Here is an 18,594-nt window from a genome sequence, read left to right as displayed (position 1 = left end):
CACGGACCATCTGAGATTATGAGTGAACGTTCCCTCCCTTCGCTTGACCTGTCGCCCGCTTTTGTTGAGGCGGCCCGGACCTCCAAGGCCTGGCCGTTCGAGGAAGCCCGCAAACTGGTGAAGCGCATCGAGAAACGTGATCCCTCGATCCCGGTCCTGTTCGAGACGGGCTACGGCCCCTCGGGCCTGCCCCACATCGGCACCTTCGGCGAGGTGGCGCGCACGACCATGGTGCGCACGGCCTTCCGCATCCTCACCGAAGACAAGATCCCGACCCGTCTGCTGTGCTTCTCCGACGATATGGACGGCATGCGCAAGATTCCGGAAAACGTGCCGGATCAGGAAGCGCTGAAGCCTTATCTGCAGATGCCGCTGACGGTGGTGCCGAACCCCTTCGGCGGGGACTACAAGAGCTTTGGCGACCACAACAACGCCATGCTGCGCCGCTTCCTCGACACCTTTGGCTTCGAGTACGAATTCGCCAGCGCGACCGAGTATTACAAGTCCGGCAAGCTGGACGGCATCCTCTTGAAGGCGGTCGAGAAGTATCAGGAGCTGATGGATGTGATGCTGCCGACGCTCGGCGAAGAGCGCCGAGCCACCTACAGCCCGTTCCTGCCGATCTCGCCCATCTCCGGCCGCGTGCTCTACGTGCCGATGAAGGACGTGAATGCCCGCGAAGGCACCATCACGTTTGAGGATGAGGACGGCACGGACGTGACCCTGCCGGTCACCGGCGGCAAGGTGAAGCTGCAGTGGAAGCCGGACTTCGGCGCCCGCTGGGCCGCGCTCAACGTCGATTTCGAGATGTTCGGCAAGGACCATGGCCCGAATATGCCGGTCTATGACCGCATCTGCGAAGTGCTGGGCGGCACGCCGCCGGAGCATTTCGTCTACGAACTGTTCCTGGCCGATGACGGCTCCAAGATCTCCAAGTCCAAGGGCAACGGCCTGACCATCGACGAATGGCTGACCTATGCCTCCCCGGAGAGCCTTGCGCTCTATATGTTCCAGAAGCCGAAGACCGCGAAGAAGCTGTACTTCGACGTGATCCCGCGTGCCGTGGACGAATATCTCGCCTTTGCGGGCAAGTTCGCGGAGATGACGCCGGAACAGAAGCTGATGAACCCGGCCTGGCACATCCATTCCGGCAACGTGCCTGCGACTAGCTCGCCGGTGCCTTTTGCCATGCTGCTGAACCTCGTCTCGGCCTCCAACGCCGAAAACAAGGACGTGCTGTGGGCCTTCATCACCCGCTATGCGCCGGGCGTGACCAAGGACACCCATCCGAATCTGGATGAACTGGTCACCTATGCGATCCGCTACTTCGATGACTTCGTGAAGCCGTCCAAGCAGTTCCGTGCGCCGGACGATGTGGAGCGGGCCGCTCTCGAAGCGCTCGATGCATCGCTCGCCGCCCTGCCGGCCGGTGCCGATGGCAACACCATTCAGGATGCCGTGCTGGATGTGGCGCGCAAGATCGAGCGCTATCAAGACCAGACGAAGAAGAGCCCGGACGGCGGTCCCGGTGTGTCGGTGGCCTGGTTCCAGGCGCTCTACAAGGTGCTGCTGGGCCTCGAACAGGGCCCGCGCTTCGGCTCCTTCGTGGCGCTCTACGGCATCGCCGAGACCCGCGCGCTCATCGCCAAGGCCCTCAGCGGCGAACTGGCTGCCTGATACCTTGCCGTTCTGACATTCTCAACCGCCGCAGCCTGTAAGGGCTGCGGCGGCTTTGTTTTTTGGGACTAGCGCATTGTTTTTCGTGGTGAGGGGCAAGGGCATGGATGCCATGGTCGAGCCATGGCATGACGAAAATGGGGAGGTTTGTGCGGAAATCTCGCCTAGCATGTGGGGCCGTACCCGCAGAAGAGCTGTCTCGAAGCCTGAACCACTCGCTCCGTCATGCCATGGCTCGACCATGGCATCCATGCCGTGATCTCTCCAGACGGGCAGCCCCGCGACATGCCCGTTCCATCACCGCTTCGCATCGATGAGCGGCTAAAAAAAGCAAAACGCCCGGCACATGGCCGGGCGTCGAGGCTAACGTGCTGAACCTGTCAGGCTGCATCCGCCGTGACGGCGGCTTCAGCCTTGGGCGGGAACTTGCTGTAGAAGCTCTCGTTGGTCTTGGCCATTTCGCGCAGCAGGCGGTTGGGCTTGAAGCGCGGGCCCCACTTCTTGGTGAACTTCTTGCACAGCTCCACGAAGGCGTGGGTGCCCATCATGTCGATGTAGCTCAGCGTTCCGCCTGTGTAGGGGGCAAAGCCGAAGCCCAGGATCGAGCCGACGTCGGCCTCGCGCACGTCCGTCAGGCACTGTTCCTCGAAAATGCGTGCCGTTTCCAGCGCCTGCATCACCAGAAGCCGCTGCTTCAGCTCCTCGATGTTTAAGGCTTCGGCTGCCTTGGGCTTGCCCACGACTTCCGGAATGCCGGGCCAGAGGCTCTTTTCCTTGCCTGCGTAGTCGTAGAAGCCCTTGCCGTTCTTGCGGCCGAAACGCTCGCGCTTGACCACCATCTCTTCAAGGATGTTGTCGAGCGGGCCTTCCACATAGTTGACGCCAAGGTCCTTGCGGGTGGCCGAGACGATCTTCCAGGCAAGGTCCAGCGCCACTTCATCGCCCAGCGACAGAGGGCCGACCGGCATGCCGGCCATCTTGCCCGCATTCTCGATCATGGCTGCCGGAACGCCATCGGCCAGCATCATCAGGCCTTCGCGGACATAGGTCATCACCACACGCGAGGTGTAGAAGCCGCGGCTGTCGTTGACGACGATCGGCGTCTTCTTGATGGCCTTGATGTAGTCCAGCGCCATGGCCAGTGCCTTGTCCGAGGTCTTCTTGCCCAGGATCACTTCCACCAGCATCATCTTGTCGACGGGCGAGAAGAAGTGGATGCCAATGAAGTTCTTCGGGCGGGACGAGGCTTCCGCCAGCGAGCTGATCGGCAGGGTGGAGGTGTTGGAGGCGTAGATGGCGCGAGCCTTCATCGCCGCCTCAGCCTTTTCCGTCACCACACGCTTCACTTCACGGTCCTCGAACACGGCCTCGATCACCAGATCGCAGTCGGTAAGACGGTCATAGTTGTCCGTCGGGGTGATGCGGGCGAGCAGCTTCTCCTTTTCGTCTGCCGTGGCATGGCCGCGTGAGACGGCCTTGCTCATCAGCTCGTCCGAATGGGCCTTGCCCTTGTCTGCGGCGGCCTGATCCCGGTCGATCAGCACCACGTCGATCCCGGCCTTGGCGGTGACATAGGCAATGCCTGCGCCCATGAAGCCGGCGCCAAGAACGCCGATCTTCTTGATCTTGTTCGGCTTCACATCCTGCGGGCGGCGGGCGCCCTTGTTCAGCTCCTGCATGGAGACGAAGAGCGAGCGGATCATGTTCGCCGCTTCAGGGCTCTGCAGCACATGGGCGAAGTAGCGGCTTTCCACCTGCAGGGCGAGATCCATCGGCAGCTGCAGCCCCTCGAAGACGGACTTCAGCAGGGCGCGGGCGCCGGGGTAGTTGTCGTGGGTCTCACGCCGGTAGATGGCGTTGGCGGCAGGCCAGAACTGGAAACCGGCGGGGGAATAGACCGGGCCGCCCGGCAGCTTGAAGCCCTTCTCGTCCCACGGCTTCACCGGCTTTACGCCTGCCTGCAGCATCTTGCGGGCGGTCTCGATCAGCTTCTTCGGTGCTGCCGTCTCGTCCACCAGCTTCATCTGCTTGGCCTTTGCGGCGCGCAGGGTCTGGCCCTGAAGCAGGAACTGAAGGCCAGCCTGCGCATCGGTCATGCGCATGACGCGCTGTGTGCCGCCAGCGCCGGGGAAAAGGCCGACTTTCACTTCCGGCAGGCCCATTTTGAAGCTGTCATCCTCCGCCGCAACCCGGGCATGACAGGCGAGCGCGAGCTCGGTGCCGCCGCCCATGCAGGTGCCGTTGATGGCGGCCACGAAGGGTTTGCCGCAGGTCTCCAGCTTCCGGTAGATCAGCGACAGGCGGCGGGAGCCCTCGAACAGCGCCTTTGCGGCAGCTTCCTGGTCCTTCGCGCGCTCCGCATGGAAGCCCTTGAGCAGGCCTTCCAGCATGGTCAGGTCCGCACCACCCGAGAAGGCGGCCTTGCCGGATGTGATGATGGCGCCCTTGATGGCATCCGTCGTGGCCACATGGGCAACGATCGCTTCCAGATCGTCCATTACGGAGATGTCGATGACGTTCATCGACTTGTCCTTCATGTCCCAGGTGATCAGGGCGATGCCGTCTGCGCCGGTTTCAAGAGTGAAGTTCTTGTAGGTCATGGCTTGTCTCCTCCGGTCTCTTGTCACACGCGCTCGATGATCGTCGCCGTGCCCATGCCGGCGCCGATGCAGAGGGTGACAAGGGCAGTGTTCAGGTCGCGGCGTTCCAGTTCATCGAGAACCGTGCCGAGGATCATGGCGCCGGTTGCCCCCAGCGGATGGCCCAGAGCGATGGCCCCGCCATTGACGTTGACCACGGACGGGTCAAGGTCGAAGGCCTGCTGGAAGCGCAGCACCACGGAAGCGAAGGCCTCGTTGATCTCGAACAGGTCGATGTCCTTCAATCTCATGCCGGAATTGGCGAGCAGCTTTTCCGTCACGTCCACCGGGCCGGTCAGCATCAGCGCAGGCTCCGAGCCGATGTTGGCGAAGGCGCGGATACGGGCGCGGGGCTTGAGGCCAGCCGACTTGCCGGCCTTGCGCGAGCCGATGAGCACGGCAGCCGCGCCATCGACGATGCCGGAGGAATTGCCCGCGTGATGCACGTGGCGCAGCTTCTCCAGCTCCGGATGGGCGGCAATGGCCACCGCATTGAAGCCGCCCATGGCGCCCATCATCTCGAAGGAGGCGTTGAGCGAGGCGAGCGACTGCATGTCCGTGCCGGGGCGCATGTGTTCGTCACGGGCAAGGATGGTGATGCCGTTGACATCCTTCACCGGCACCACCGATTTGTTGAAATAGCCCTTGTCCCAGGCGTTCGCCGCCCGCTTCTGGCTTTCCACCGCATAGGCGTCGCAGTCGTCCCGGGTGAAGCCGTATTTGGTGGCGATGAGATCCGCCGAGACGCCCTGCGGCATGAAATAGGAGGGCAGGGCCACCTGCGGATCGACCGGCCAGGCACCGCCTGAGGCGCCGATGCCGATGCGGCTCATGCTTTCCACGCCGCCCGCCACGACCAGCTGATGCTGGCCGGACATGACCTGCGCGGCAGCCATGTTCACCGCATCAAGGCCTGAGGCGCAGAAGCGGTTGATCTGCATGCCCGGGACCGAGTTGTCATATCCGGCCGCAAACACCGCCGCACGGGCGATGTCGCCGCCAGCCTCGCCGATGGGATCGACGCAGCCCAGCACCAGATCGTCCACCTGACGGGTGTCCAGCTTGTTGCGGTCGCGCAGCGCCTCCAGTGCGGTGGCGGCAAGGCGGACGGCGGTCACCTCGTGCAGGCTGCCGTCCTTCTTGCCGCGCCCGCGCGGGGTGCGCACATGGTCGAATACATAGGCCTCGGGCATGGTTTCCTCCTGATGTGTTTCTTGTCAGGCCTTGGCGGGCAGCGGGTGCCCCGGCATGAGTTCATAAGGGTGCACCCAGCCGGGCAGGGCGCGGATTGCATCCAGCCAGCGGGCGATGTTGGAATAGGGGGTGAAGTCGATGCCGATCTCTTCGGGCCAGAAGAGATAGCCGCACAGGGACAGATCCGCCGTGGTCGGCCGGTCCGCCGCCACGAAACGGCGCCCCTCCAGATGCTTGTCAAGAATGGCATAGGCCGACTTGGCCCGCGCCTCGAAGAAGGCTGTGACCGGCGTTTCGCCGGTGCCGGCAAACTGGCGCAGGAAGCGGAGCGTTGCGGTGTAGCTGGTGAGCTTGTGGTTGTCGAACAGCACCCAGCGCAGGATTTCGCGGGCTTCATCTTCCGTGTGGGCGCCGAATTCGCCCAGTTCCTCGGCGAGATAATCAAGGATGACGCCAGACTGGCTGAGCTTCAGGCCCTTGTGCTCCAGCACTGGAATCTCGCCCATTTCGTTCACGTCAGCGCGGAACTCCGGCGTGCGGGTGGCGCCGTTGAAGAAGTCGCAGAAACGGGCTTCACAGTCCGCTCCGGCAAGCTGGAGCATGAGGGCAACCTTGTAGGCGTTGCCGGACTGGGCGAAACAATGCAGGACATACTCGGCCATGAAACCTCCAGCCCGCAGCGGCGGGCTTTTCTCTTGCGGGGCTGCCCCGGGCATGGCGCCCGGGGCTATGGCGTATCAGAGACTTAGAATGCGTCCGCTGCAAGGCTCATCATGGTGGCGGAACCGCTGGTGATGCGGGCCAGATGCGCGCCCGTTTCCGGCATGGTCCGTTCCATGAAGTAGCGCCCGAAGGTCAGCTTGGCTTCGAAGCGTTCCGTCTCCTCGCCACTGGCGATCTTTGCCTGCGCAGCCTTGGCCATCTGCGCCCACATGTAGCCAAGGGCGACCAGCCCGAAGAGGTGCATGTAGTCAGTCGAGCCTGCGCCCGCGTTGTCCGGGTTGCTCATGGCGTTCTGCATGAACCACATGGTCGCGGCCTGCAGATGATCGAGCCCCTGCTTCAGCGGCTTGGTGTAGGGCGCCAGAGCCTCGTCTTCCTTGTGGGCCTTCAGGAAGGCGCCAACCTCCTCGAAGAAGGCCATGACGGCACGCCCGCCATTGGCCGGCAGCTTGCGGCCGACGAGATCCAGCGCCTGAATGCCGTTGGCACCTTCGTAGATCATGGCAATGCGGGCATCGCGGACGAACTGCTCCATGCCCCATTCGGCGATGTAGCCGTGGCCGCCGAACATCTGCTGCGCATTCACCGCATTGGCAAAGCCGGTGTCGGTGAGCACGCCCTTCAGAACCGGGGTCATGAGCCCCATCATGTCGTCGGCCTTGACGCGCTCGGCCTCGTCTTCGGAGCGGTGCGACACGTCGCCCTTCAGCGCGGTCCACAGCACGAGGGCACGGGCCGCCTCGTTGAAGGAGCGGATCGACATCAGCACGCGGCGCACGTCCGGATGCACGATGATCGGATCCGCTGCCTTGTCGGTAGCCTTCGGCCCGGTCAGGGCGCGGCCCTGGATGCGGTCCTTGGCGTAGATGACGGCGTTCTGATAGGCGGCTTCGGACTGGGCCAGACCCTGCACCGCGACGCCGAGGCGGGCCTCGTTCATCATGGTGAACATGGCGCGCAGGCCCTTGTGCTCCTCGCCGACCAGCCAGCCGCGTGCCCCGTCATAGTTCATGACGCAGGTGGCGTTGCCATGGATGCCCATCTTGTGCTCGATGGAGCCGCAGGAGACGCCGTTGTGCTCACCCGGCGCGCCGCCTGCGTCAGGCACGAACTTCGGCACTACGAAGAGCGAGATACCCTTCACACCTTCCGGCGCGCCCTCGATGCGGGCCAGCACCAGATGGATGATGTTCTCCGCCATGTCGTGTTCGCCGGCGGAAATGAAGATCTTGGTGCCGGAGATGGCATAGCTGCCATCGCCCTGCGGTACTGCCTTGGTGCGGATGAGGCCCAGATCCGTGCCGCAATGGGGCTCGGTCAGGTTCATGGTGCCGGTCCAGGTGCCCGCCACCATCTTCGGCAGATAGATTTCCTTCTGCGCATCCGTGCCATGCAGGGTGAGGGCGGCGATGGCGCCAGCCGTCAGGCCCGGATACATGGCGAAGGCCATGTTGGCGGAGGACATGTACTCGGCCATGATCATGGCCAGCGTGTGCGGCAGGCCCTGACCGCCAAAGTCCGGGCTGACGGACAGTCCGCCCCAGCCGCCTTCGCAATAGGCGTCATAGGCAGCCTTGAAGCCCTTGGGGGTGGTCACCCGGCCATCCTCATGGCGGATGCAGCCTTCCCGGTCTCCGGTCTGGTTCAGGGGCTGGATGACTTCTTCGCAGAACCTGGCGCCTTCGCGCAGGATGGCTTCCACCAGATCGGGCGCTGCATCAGCGAAGCCCGGCAGATTGCTGTAGCGTTCGTAGCCGAACACATCATTGAGCAGGAAGAGGGTGTCCTCGACGGGAGCACGGTAAGCCGGCATCAATTCCTCCCAGAACGTAACCGCTGGCAGTTGACGTTTCCGTAAACGTCACCTTCCCCGATATATACGTCTCAATTTTCGGGCGGGCAAGCCATGTCCTTGGGGAAGGTACGCCTGTTTTTGCGTGAAATGAATGAAAACCGTGTCATCAAACGCGAAAACCGGAGCGTAGGCCCCGGTTTTGATGGTCTGGCGTGCTGTTTAGCGGCCGCCAGGAGAAAATGGCGGCCGGGCCGGGATCACTCCCCGCCTTCGTTTTCCTTGTGCTTCAGCATGCCGGAGACTATGGCGACGGTGCGTGACAGTTCCTCAATCGCCTGATCAATGTCCTTGCGCTGGGTTTCCAGCACGGCAATCTGCTCGTTGAAGCGGGAGAGGGCGACGCGCAACTGGGTCACCTGGCCGTCGCGCAGATCATAGAGATCCAGCATGTCGCGGATCTCGGACAGGGAGAAGCCGACGCGCTTGCCCATGACGACGAGCTTCAGGCGGGCGCGGTCGCGGCGGGTGTAGACGCGGTTGAGGCCATCACGCTTGGGGTTCAGCAGGCCCCTGTCTTCATAGAAGCGCAGGGTGCGAAGGGTGACGCCGAATTCCTTGGCAAGATCGCCGATGGTGAACTGGATCTTCTTGGTGCTGTCGTCCGCTGCGGCAACGACATCGGCAATTTCATTGCCGTCATGGATGGAAAGTGCTTCGCTCATTGCCTTGTCCTGTCCGTCCGCATGTGGCCGAACCTGCTGTACTGCGGAAAATTTGACGTGCATGCGGGCGGTTGCCCCCGGCGTCACGGCCCTTGAGGAGGGAGGGCCCGGGACTGCCTGCTTGTCTCTGCCTTACCTTACGCATACGGAATGGTCCAGTGACCTTGCGCGATTTTTTGACAGACAGCCCCGCCAGAGCGCGTTTCCGGTGGCCTGCTGTTGCAACATGCAGTGCCAGTTAACGCGGTGTTTACCCTAACACGACAAAGATTCATCAATTGCTTCGTTGCCAAGTCAGTATCGCGTTCCGGGCTTCTGCAGCATCTCTTGTGTTCAATGGTCAGCACGACCGCAAGGCCAGGTCCAGTCAATGTCCTCTTGGAAAACCCGCAAGCCTGAAAGCGGCAGCGTACGTCATGACGCGGGATATGCCCGGCGTAGCCATGACGGCTGGGATGGTCCGGGATATGACGAAGAGGATGACGGCTTTGATGAGGGCTATGGCTTGCGCACAGAGCGTCCGCAGGAGCGCGTCGAGCGTCTGACGCGCACATCCACCGCTGCCGGCAACTTTGGCCGGGCAAGCCATGCCTCTGAAACCGCGCAGGAACTGGAAGAGGTGGCGAGCGAGCTCGACCGCCTGATGAACAGCCGCCAGCGCGCCCGCCGCAAGCCCGAAGAAAGCCGCCGCCGCCCGGCCCATGACAGCGCTGAGCATGCCGAGCGCTCCCCCCGCGCGCGCCGTGAGGCTGCTCCCGCCCGCCCGGCTGCGTCCGGCCGGATCGACGCCGTTCTCGAGGCGCTGGAGCGTCTGGACCGGCGCGTGGAAACCCTGTCCTCGCCCGTCCGGCCCCATGAAGCGGCGGACGATGAGGCAGACTTCGGCAGCAGCGTTTACGGATCTCATTTCGAGGATGAGGACTACGAGGACGAGGCGCCCGCCCGTGCTTCTGCACGTGCTCCGGCCCGCCGCCCCCAGCCCCAGCGTGCCCCGGCACCGAAGAAGGGCCGTGGTGTGCCCGGTTATGACTTCGACGAACTGGCAGCCGGTGCGGAACTGGATGACGAAGAAGACTTTGCCGCCCGCACCCCGCGCCATGCCCCGGCACAGCCGCGCCGCCGCGGCAGCCCGCTGGAGCGGCTGATCGAGGACGACTTCGAGGCGCAGGACACCCGCTCCCGCCCCGTCCCGCGCCGCGCTGCGGCCGAGCAGGCCGCCCGTGAGGGGGAAGAGCAGTCCCGTCATCTCTATCAGGATCTGGCCCGCCGCATCGACGCCCTGCGCCATCCGCAGGAAGAGGCGCTGGATGTGGTGCGGCAGGAAATCGGCTCCCTGCGCGAAGCCATCGGCAACATGCCCGCAGCCCGGCGCGATGACAGCGACCGGCGCGAGATGCGGCGCCTTGCGGAAATGGTCGAGGGCCTGCGTGCCGGAGGTGGCAACGACCGTCTGGCGAAGGAACTGCGCGGCGAAATTTCCAGTCTGAAGACGCTGATCGGCCAGACCAATGTGGATGGCACGCTGAAGTCGCTGGAAATGGGCTATGCCCATGTGGTGCAGCGGCTGGACGAGCTGACCCGTTCTGCCGTTGATCCGCGTGTCGTGCGCAATCTCAGCGCCCGTCTGGTCGAGATCGAGGATGGCCTTGCCTCGCTGCCGCGTGCCGAGCATCTGATGGTGCTGGAAGGCCGGGTGGGCGATATCTCCGACCGGGTGGAAAGCCTGCTGCGCTCCCATGCACGGCCCGACATCGAGCCGCTGCGGCAGGAACTGCGCGACATGCGCAAGCTGGTGGAGCAGGTTGATTTTACCGGTCTCATCGGATCGGTGGACGACCGCATCCGCTTTGTCGCCAGCCGTCTGGACGAGCTGGAAATCCTGGCGCGCGAACAGCGCGGCCTCGATGACCGGCTGTCCGCGATGGAAGACCGCATGCCGGATGCCGAAGCTCTTGACCGCCTCAACGGGCGGCTGGAGGAGATCTTCGGCATGCTGTCGCGCGAGAACGGCCGCGCAGGGCGAGACGATGCCCGCTTCGGCCAGGTGGACGACCGTCTCGACGAAATCATGGACCGGCTCTCCGGCATCGAGCAGGGCGGCACGGCGCAGCCTGCCTATGACCGTGCCTTTGCCGAGCTGGAAAACCGTCTCGACGGCATCCACAGCCAGATTGCCCGGATCGAGGAACGCTCCAGCCAGCCGGTGAACCTGCCGTCCTTCGGCGAAGGCAGCGCGTTTGAAGCGCAGATGCTGGCCCAGCTTGAGCGGCAGATTTCGGATTTGTCCGGCCGCCTGTCCGCGCCACGTGACAGTGTCTCGGCGGAGGACATGGCCGCGCTGCGCAGCGAGATCGCCGGCATCCGCCGTTCGGTCGAGCAGCCCGCGCCCTCTGTAGCTGCGCTTGAGGCACGCATCAGCGAACTGGCGGACGCCGTCTCCCGGGGCGGCGACAGTTTCGATGACCGGCGCCTTGACCAGATCACCGGCAAGATCAGCGCACTGGCGGATCAGTTGCAGGCAACGGAAGGGCGCCTGTCCAGCGTTGCCGGCATTGAGAAGGTGCTGTCGCGCATCGAGAGCAATCTGCGCGCCACCCGCGAGGAAGTGATTGAGGTGGCCGAAAAGGCCGCACGCCGCGCCGTGATCGAAAAGGCCCCGGCCACGGACGAATATGACGGCGCCATCGGTGCGCTGCGCGACGATCTGCGCCGTCTCATGGATGCTGCACAGGGCTCCGAGACGCGCACGCGCAACACATTTGATGGCGTCCAGTCCATTTTGACCGGCATCACCGACCGGCTCGACTCGCTGGAACGCAGCACGCTGGACCGTGGTACGGCCTCCCGCCCCGCCGGTGAGAGCAGCAGCGCCCGCCGTGCTCCGCTGCCCGGCTTGCCGCTGAGTGCCGCAGCCGCAGGCGAACAAGAGCGCCCGCGCGATCGCACCCGCGACCGCAAAGCCGATTTCATTGCAGCCGCCCGCCGCGCAGCCCATGCAGCATCCGCCGAAGTTCAGCAGCAGGCCAAGCTTGAGCAGGATGAAGGTGAGGACGCTGCCGGCGATAGCCGCGCCAGCTGGTTCCGCCGCGCCCTGCGCCGGGATACGGCAAAGACTGTGGCAAGGGCTGCCGCGAAGGATGATGCCCGCAAGCCGGAGAAAGCGGCTGCGGAGGGCTCAGGCCGCGCCAAGATCGAGCCTATGGTCGGCAAGCCGCAGAAGGCCTCCGCAGATGAGGGCAAGGCTGCAGGTGATCTCGATCTGGCTGGCCTTGCTGCCGATATCCGCGATGAAGCAGCAGCGGGCAGCGGCAGCAGCCTGTTCGGCACCGGCCGCAAGCGTGCGATCCTGCTGGCGGCGGCTGCGGTCGTTCTGGCAATCGGCACGCTGCAGGTCTTCCGCATGTCGACCGGAGGCGGCGATACGGCTTCGGCTCCGGATGCTCAGGACGAAGGCAAGCAGCTGGCGGAAGCTTCCGATGGCACCGGCACGCAGCCCGTTCTGGAGCTGACCGAGCAGGACATTGCCAAGGCTCTGGACGCGGCCACGGCACAGCCCGGTTCAACGGCTGGACAGACACAGATGGCCGAAGCGCCAGCGCGCAATGTGACCCCGCCATCCAGCGGGGCCATGCCGCTGGAGCAGGTGCCTGCCGCCCAGGTGCCGCCGGCAGTCTCCGCACAGCCTTCTGCTCAGGCTCCGGAAATGGCACCTGATCTCGCCTTTGCGCCGCCAGCGATCAGCGGCAAGTTCGGCGATACACCTTTTGTCACCGGACCGCAGCAGCCGTCCGCCAGCCTCGCCGCCGCCGATCCGCAGTCCGGTGCTGGCGCCGGTGCCCTGCCGCCGGAAACAACCGGTCCGATGGCCCTGCGCAGCGCCGCTGCCGCTGGCAACGCCGCAGCGGAGTTCCAGATCGGGGTTCATTACACCGAAGGCAAGGGCGTCACGCCGGATCTGGCGGAAGCCGCCCGCTGGTATGAGCGCGCAGCTGCCAAGGGGCTTGCTCCGGCGCAGTACCGCCTTGCCAGCCTTTATGAAAAGGGCCGTGGTGTGCCGCGCGACATCACCAAGGCGCGCGACCTCTATCTGAAGGCTGCGGAAGCCGGTAACGCCAAGGCCATGCACAATCTCGCCGTCATCTATGCCGAGGGCGCCGAAGCCCAGCCGGACATGGCAGCGGCCGCCAAGTGGTTCAAGTCGGCCGCTGAACACGGTGTTGCCGACAGCCTCTATAATCTGGGCATCCTCTATGCCCGGGGCATTGGCGTCGATAAGGATCTGGTCGAAAGCTACAAGTGGTTTGCCATTGCCGCGCGTGGCGGCGACGCCGAAGCTGCCCGCAAGCGTGATGATGTGGCCAACATGCTCGACGCTAGCGGCCTTGCTGCTGCCCGCCTTGCCGTTGACACGTTCAAGCTCAAGGATCTCAACCCGGCAGCCAACACGGTTCTGCTGGATCCGGCGTGGGATGAAGCGGCGCTGGCCATGCCGGTCAATGCAGCTGCTGGCGGAGAAGTGAACGAAGTCATCCAGGTTCAGGCTCTGCTGCAGAAGCTCGGTTTTGATCCTGGCGTGGCTGATGGCTCCATGGGCCCGAAGACCCGTTCGGCGATTGAAGCTTTCCAGCGCAATGCCAACCTTCCGGTAACCGGAACCGTGGATGCTGGTCTGATCAGGGCTCTGCTCGGACGTTCAATCTGAATGTGAGCAGGCTGCTGAAATTCCAAGGTTGACAGGGCTGCAAAAGCAGCCCTTTTAACACGTGTCTTTCCGTTCAGGCGCCGCGCCCCGCGCGGCTTCCGCAAGCCGGTATTGAGCCCGTGCAACTGTATCTGCCCATCGCCGAGATTTCGGTGAACATGTTCATGATCTTCGGTATGGGTGGCGCCGTGGGCTTTCTGTCCGGGCTCTTCGGCATTGGCGGCGGCTTTCTGCTGACGCCGCTTCTCATTTTCTCGGGCATTCCCCCCGCCGTGGCCGTGGCCACCGTCACCACGCAAACCGTGGCCTCGTCGGCCTCCGGCGTGCTGACCTATTGGCGGCGCGGGGCCATCGACATGAAGATGGCCGGCATCCTGCTCACGGCGGGTATCGCCGGTTCGGCTGTGGGCGCCTGGCTCTTCGGCAAGCTGCAGGCCATCGGCCAGCTCGATGTGGTCATTGCCCTGTCCTACGTGACCTTCCTCAGCACCGTTGGCGGCCTGATGCTGGTGGAATCGCTGCGGGCGATCCGCCAGCGCCGGGCGGGCACGCCCCGCGCGGCCCGCAAGCCCGGCCAGCACAACTGGATCCACGGTCTGCCGCTGAAGGTGCGCTTCCGCAAGTCGAAGCTTTATCTCAGCGTCATCCCGATCATCGTGCTTGGTTCCGGCATCGGCTTCATCGGCACGGTGCTGGGCATCGGCGGCGGCTTCCTCATGGTTCCGGCCATGATCTATCTGCTGCGCATGCCGACCAGCATCGTCATCGGCACCTCGCTGATGCAGATCCTGTTCACCATGGCTTTTGCCACGCTGTTCCTGTCCATCAGCACTCAGACGATCGACATCGTGCTGGCCTTGACGCTGATGATCGGCGGCGTCATCGGGGCGCAGTTCGGCGCCCGCATGGGCCAGAAGCTGCGTGGCGACCAGTTGCGCCTTCTCCTGGCACTGCTGGTGCTGGCGGTCGGCGTGCGCTTCGCCGTGGATCTTGTCGTCGTGCCGGACGAGTTCTACTCGGTCGCCGTGCGCAAGGGGGAGGGCCTGTGATGCATTCGCTGCCCCGTCATCTTGCGGCTGTGTTTCTGCTGGCAGGGGCCTTGCTGCCGTCTGCAGCGCGGGCTGAAGGGCTGGTGACGGCCCTGTCCGCAGACACGGTCAGCATCGCCTCGAATTTCACCGGTGCAAAGATTGTCGTCTTTGGCCAGGTGGAACTGCCGCCCGGCGTTTCTGCGCCGGATGCCGGTTACGACCTCGCGGTGGTGCTGAAAGGTCCGCCCGAAAACGTCACAACGCGCCGCAAGGGCCGCTTCCTCGGTGTGCTCTGGGTCAACCGTGACTCGGAAACGTTCTATGGCGTGCCGTCGTTCTATGTCATGTCCTCGACCGGCCCGGCGAGTGAGCTGGGGCCACGGCCGATGCTGGAGGAAAACAGCATCGGGGCAAGCTACGTCAATCTGCCCTTGAGGGCCGATTCCGAGATGCCGCTGGCCGAGAGAGCCCATTTCCGCCACGCTTTTTTGCGGCTGCGCAAGGAGCATGGCACATATGTGGACCAGCCGGGCAAGGTGGAATTTCTGACCCCGACCATGTTCCGCACGACCATTTCACTGCCCGCGACGACGCCCGTCGGCGTCTATACGGTGGATACGTTTCTACTGAAGGGTGGAGAACTGCTGGCGCAGGACCAGAAGGGGCTGACGGTGGCCAAGACCGGCTTCGAGCAGATGACCTTCGATATGGCACATCAGCAGCCTGCGCTTTACGGGCTTGCGGCAATTGCGCTGGCGGTCTTTACCGGCTGGCTTGCCGGCGTCGTCTTCCGCAGGGATTGAGCGTAAGCCGCTGGCGGGATCAGTCTGCGATCAGCTTGGCGGCGGTGAAGGGGTAGAGCCTGTCTGCGCCAAGCAGGAAGGCCGAGAAACGGCGGGGCGGGAAAACGGCGGCAAAAGCCGGATCCATCACATTCAGACCGCCCGTCAGCGCGCCGAAGGCCGGCAGCACGAGCCGTGTGCCGTCTGTCGCAAAGCAGGGGCGGCGGATCGAGCGGCCATAGCGGCGCACCTTGGCCGCCGGATGCAGATGACCGCAGACCTCACCCTTTGCAGCGCCGTTGCCTTCTGAGGGCTCATGCCGGAAGGTGAGGCCGCCCAGCGTCAGTTCATCGACGCATTCCCCGCACAGCCGGACGGGTGCCACAGGATCATGGTTGCCGGTCACCCAGATCCATTCGCGGTTGAGCTGCAGCGTGGCGAGAAAGGCGCGGTACGATGGCGGGAGCCGGTCAGAACCCTCTGCATCATGGAAACTGTCCCCCAGCGCGATGATGCGGGCCGGGTCGAAAGCCTCGATCACGAGTGCCAGGCGTTCCAGCGTGGCCGCCGTGTCATAGGGCGGCAGCAGCACGCCCCGGCGGGCGAGGGAGGAGGCTTTTTCCAGATGCAGATCAGCGACGATGAGGGTGGCTTCGTCTGCCCACCAGGCGACGCCGCTGTCATGCAGACCGAGCTGGGTTCCGGCAACGGCAATATCGTGACACACGGGCGTGGTGCGCCGCATTAGTCCCGGCTGTCTCAGCGCCGTCATGCCATGGCCTCCCCGATCAAATCATCCGCCGCTTCTGCAAGGATGCTTTCCTGAGCCTCGCCATAAATGGGTTCCCTGCCGATTTCCAGCAAAACGGGAACGGCGAGGGGCGAAACTCTTGCGAGATGAGTATGCGTGATTCGACCCTTGATCCTTAAAAGAAGTTCACCAAGCCGGGAGATATCCAGAAGTCCTTCTGCTGCATCGTTCCATGTTGCACGCAGAAGGATGTGGTCCGGCTCGTGCTGGCGCAGCACGTCGTAAATGAGGTCCGACGAAACCGTCACCTGACGGCCGGATTTCTCCAGTCCCGGATGGCGCCGCTCGATCAACCCGGAAATGACGGCGCAGTAGCGGAAGGTGCGCTTCAGAAGGCTGGAGTCCGCCAGCCAGGCATCCAGATCATCGCCCAGAAGATCCTCCTCGAACAGGGCATCGAGGGATAGACGGCCGGTGCGGATGAGAAGATCCGGATCCCCCAGCCCCCAGATCGCCAGCGCATAGTCATTGGCGACAAAGCCCAGCGGCTTGGCGCCCAGCCGCTCCAGCCGCCGGGTCAGCAGCATGCCGAGTGTCTGATGGGCGAGGCGACCCTCGAAGGGATAGCAGACGAGGTAGTGCTTGCCGGCACGCGGGAAGGTTTCCACCAGCAGGCCGCTGCGGCTGGGCAGGAGGGACTTGGCCCGCTGCAGTTCCAGCCAGTCGCGCACCTGATCCGGCAAGGCCGGCCAGTGGTCCGGTTCGGACAAAAGCCGCCGCACGCCATCGGCCAGATAGGTGGAGAGCGGAAACTTGCCGCCCTGATAGGAAGGCACCATCGGCTTTTCGGCCTTGGCCCGCGAGACATAGGCCTCGCTTTCGATGATGCTTTCAAACCGCAGGATCTCGCCTGCAAAGAGAAAGGTATCGCCGGGGGCAAGCTGCTCCAGAAACCATTCCTCGATCTCGCCCAGCACCCTGCCGCCGCGCCCCAGCGGCGTGCGGCGGCCCTGCTCCTTGCCGCGCACCAGCCGCACCTTCAGCATCGGCGCTTCGACAATGGTGCCCACATTCAGCCGGTACTGCTGGGCAATGCGAGGGTGGGTGATGCGCCACAGCCCGTCCGGGCCCTGTTTCAGTTTGGCGTAACGGTCATAGCTTTTCAGCGCATAGCCGCCGGTGGCCACGAAATCGAGCACGCGGGCGAAGGTTTCCCGGTCAAGATGGCGGTAGGTCTGCGTCTCGCGGATTTCGGCGTAGAGCTCATCGGCATCAAAAGGTCCGGCGCAGCCCATGCCGAGAATATGCTGGGCCAGCACATCCAGCGCGCCGCGCCGCAGGGGCGGGGTGTCCTGCCCGCCGCTGGTGGAGGCCTCAAGCGCTGCCCGGCATTCCAGCACCTCGAAACGGTTGGCGGGGACGAGAACGGCACGCGAGGGCTCGTCCATGCGATGATTGGCGCGGCCGATGCGTTGGGCAAGGCGGCTCGCCCCCTTCGGCGCGCCCACGTTGATGACGAGATCGATGTCGCCCCAGTCGATGCCCATGTCGAGGGAGGACGTGGCAACCACGGCGCGGAGCTGACCCGAGGCCATTGCCGCTTCCACCTTGCGCCGCTGGCCCACATCCAGCGAGCCATGGTGCAGGGCGATGGGCAGGGTGTCCTCGTTGATCTTCCAGAGGCCCTGAAACAGGCTTTCGGCCTGCGAGCGGGTGTTGACGAACAGCAGCGTCACCCGGTGCGCCTTGAGAAGCCGGTAGATGTCATCCAGCGCATAGCGCGCCGAATGCCCGGCCCAGGGCACGCGCTCGGACGTATCGAGAATGGTGATATCCGGCGCTGCCCCGCCGGTGACGGTGACAAGCTCGCTCAGGCGGCGGCCATCCGGATCCGTCTGGGCCACAAGATAGGCGCGCAGGTCATCCGGCTCAGCCACCGTTGCCGACAGGCCGACGAGCCGCACATCCGGGGCAATACGGCGCAGGCGGGCAAGCCCAAGCGCCAGCAGGTCGCCGCGCTTGGAGGTGACCAGCGCATGGAGTTCATCCAGAACGATGGTCTTCAGGCCCTTGAACATGCCGGATGCTGCAGGGTCGGACAGCAGCAGGGCGATCTGTTCCGGCGTTGTCAGCAGGATATCGGGCGGCGCCTGCTTCTGCCGCTGGCGCTTGTGGGTGGGGGTGTCGCCGGTGCGCGTCTCGATCCGCACCGGCAGGTCCATCTCCGCCACCGGCGTTTCCAGATTGCGGGCGATATCGACGGCCAGCGCCTTGAGTGGGGAAATGTAGAGCGTATGCACGCCCCGCCGCATCGCCTGAACCGTGCCCGGCTTCGGCCGGCCCCTTTCCGTCAGCTCGACGAGGCTCGGCAGGAAGCCGGCCAGCGTCTTGCCTGCGCCAGTCGGGGCAATGAGCAGCGCGGACTGCCTGCGGCCCAGCACATCCAGCAAGGCAAGCTGATGCTCGCGCGGGCTCCAGCCGCGCGCGGCAAACCAGGCGCGGAACCGTTCGGGCAGAAGCTGATCCTGAGGGGAGGCGGTCATTTGCAAGGGCTGCGCCGGGGCCTGAGGCTGTGAGA

The 18,594-nt window shown here is 64.4% G+C and carries 11 protein-coding genes; 4 read left to right on the top strand and 7 right to left on the bottom strand.

The window, feature by feature from the left end; all coding sequences use genetic code 11:
• Nucleotides 1-18: 18 nt before the first annotated feature.
• On the top strand, nucleotides 19-1,677 hold the full coding sequence (locus tag H163_RS0102650; protein ID WP_019962996.1) for a lysine--tRNA ligase: 1,659 nt from the start codon (nucleotides 19-21) through the stop codon (nucleotides 1,675-1,677).
• Between the two features lie 380 nt (nucleotides 1,678-2,057).
• On the opposite strand, the gene H163_RS0102645 is transcribed toward H163_RS0102650, so the two are convergent.
• The 5 genes from H163_RS0102645 to H163_RS0102625 all read right to left on the bottom strand — a co-directional run bounded on the left by H163_RS0102645 (nucleotide 2,058) and on the right by H163_RS0102625 (nucleotide 8,750).
• Nucleotides 2,058-4,277, bottom strand: a complete 2,220-nt coding sequence (locus H163_RS0102645) for a 3-hydroxyacyl-CoA dehydrogenase NAD-binding domain-containing protein (RefSeq protein ID WP_019962995.1) — start codon at nucleotides 4,275-4,277, stop codon at nucleotides 2,058-2,060.
• Between the two features lie 23 nt (nucleotides 4,278-4,300).
• On the bottom strand, nucleotides 4,301-5,509 hold the full coding sequence (locus tag H163_RS0102640) for an acetyl-CoA C-acetyltransferase (protein ID WP_019962994.1): 1,209 nt from the start codon (nucleotides 5,507-5,509) through the stop codon (nucleotides 4,301-4,303).
• Between the two features lie 24 nt (nucleotides 5,510-5,533).
• Nucleotides 5,534-6,172, bottom strand: a complete 639-nt coding sequence (locus H163_RS0102635) for a glutathione S-transferase family protein (protein WP_026355375.1) — start codon at nucleotides 6,170-6,172, stop codon at nucleotides 5,534-5,536.
• Between the two features lie 83 nt (nucleotides 6,173-6,255).
• Entirely contained in the window at nucleotides 6,256-8,046 is a 1,791-nt protein-coding gene (locus tag H163_RS0102630) for an acyl-CoA dehydrogenase C-terminal domain-containing protein (protein WP_019962992.1), read from the bottom strand.
• 239 nt (nucleotides 8,047-8,285) lie between these two features.
• The gene (locus tag H163_RS0102625) at nucleotides 8,286-8,750 is read right to left on the bottom strand and encodes a MerR family transcriptional regulator (RefSeq protein WP_019962991.1); all 465 of its coding nucleotides are present in this window, start codon (nucleotides 8,748-8,750) and stop codon (nucleotides 8,286-8,288) included.
• A gap of 370 nt (nucleotides 8,751-9,120) precedes the next feature.
• Between H163_RS0102625 and H163_RS0102620 the strand changes: the two genes are divergently transcribed.
• The 3 genes from H163_RS0102620 (at nucleotide 9,121) to H163_RS0102610 (ending at nucleotide 15,286) form a co-directional block, all read left to right on the top strand.
• Nucleotides 9,121-13,452, top strand: coding sequence for a peptidoglycan-binding protein (locus tag H163_RS0102620; protein WP_019962990.1), 4,332 nt, complete (start codon nucleotides 9,121-9,123; stop codon nucleotides 13,450-13,452).
• Nucleotides 13,453-13,571: 119 nt separating this feature from the next.
• Nucleotides 13,572-14,501, top strand: coding sequence for a sulfite exporter TauE/SafE family protein (locus tag H163_RS0102615; protein WP_019962989.1), 930 nt, complete (start codon nucleotides 13,572-13,574; stop codon nucleotides 14,499-14,501).
• A complete protein-coding gene (locus H163_RS0102610) occupies nucleotides 14,501-15,286 on the top strand; it encodes a TIGR02186 family protein (protein WP_019962988.1) in 786 nt (261 codons plus the stop codon). Before H163_RS0102615 ends, H163_RS0102610 begins: the two co-directional genes overlap by 1 nt.
• 19 nt (nucleotides 15,287-15,305) lie before the next feature.
• Here the strand turns inward: H163_RS0102610 and pdeM are convergent, their stop codons facing one another.
• Both pdeM and H163_RS0102600 read right to left on the bottom strand, forming a co-directional pair.
• Nucleotides 15,306-16,037, bottom strand: coding sequence for a ligase-associated DNA damage response endonuclease PdeM (gene pdeM / locus H163_RS0102605; protein ID WP_026355374.1), 732 nt, complete (start codon nucleotides 16,035-16,037; stop codon nucleotides 15,306-15,308).
• Nucleotides 16,034-18,565, bottom strand: coding sequence for a ligase-associated DNA damage response DEXH box helicase (locus H163_RS0102600; RefSeq protein ID WP_425298533.1), 2,532 nt, complete (start codon nucleotides 18,563-18,565; stop codon nucleotides 16,034-16,036). Before H163_RS0102600 ends, pdeM begins: the two co-directional genes overlap by 4 nt.
• Between the last annotated feature and the right edge of the window lie 29 nt (nucleotides 18,566-18,594).

Source organism: Pannonibacter phragmitetus DSM 14782, assembly GCF_000382365.1.
Taxonomy (GTDB): domain Bacteria; phylum Pseudomonadota; class Alphaproteobacteria; order Rhizobiales; family Stappiaceae; genus Pannonibacter; species Pannonibacter phragmitetus.
The sequence above is the reverse complement of the archived record's forward strand: the minus strand, read 5'-3'. Positions and strand labels throughout refer to the sequence as shown.

Bases quoted from the DNA above. Each gene is read 5' to 3' on its own strand.
- H163_RS0102650 (WP_019962996.1), top strand. From the start codon at position 19: ATGAGTGAACGTTCCCTCCCTTCGCTTGACCTGTCGCCCGCTTTTGTT.
- H163_RS0102645 (WP_019962995.1), bottom strand. From the start codon at position 4,277: ATGACCTACAAGAACTTCACTCTTGAAACCGGCGCAGACGGCATCGCC.
- H163_RS0102640 (WP_019962994.1), bottom strand. From the start codon at position 5,509: ATGCCCGAGGCCTATGTATTCGACCATGTGCGCACCCCGCGCGGGCGC.
- H163_RS0102635 (WP_026355375.1), bottom strand. From the start codon at position 6,172: ATGGCCGAGTATGTCCTGCATTGTTTCGCCCAGTCCGGCAACGCCTAC.
- H163_RS0102630 (WP_019962992.1), bottom strand. From the start codon at position 8,046: ATGCCGGCTTACCGTGCTCCCGTCGAGGACACCCTCTTCCTGCTCAAT.
- H163_RS0102625 (WP_019962991.1), bottom strand. From the start codon at position 8,750: ATGAGCGAAGCACTTTCCATCCATGACGGCAATGAAATTGCCGATGTC.
- H163_RS0102620 (WP_019962990.1), top strand. From the start codon at position 9,121: ATGTCCTCTTGGAAAACCCGCAAGCCTGAAAGCGGCAGCGTACGTCAT.
- H163_RS0102610 (WP_019962988.1), top strand. From the start codon at position 14,501: ATGCATTCGCTGCCCCGTCATCTTGCGGCTGTGTTTCTGCTGGCAGGG.
- pdeM (WP_026355374.1), bottom strand. From the start codon at position 16,037: ATGACGGCGCTGAGACAGCCGGGACTAATGCGGCGCACCACGCCCGTG.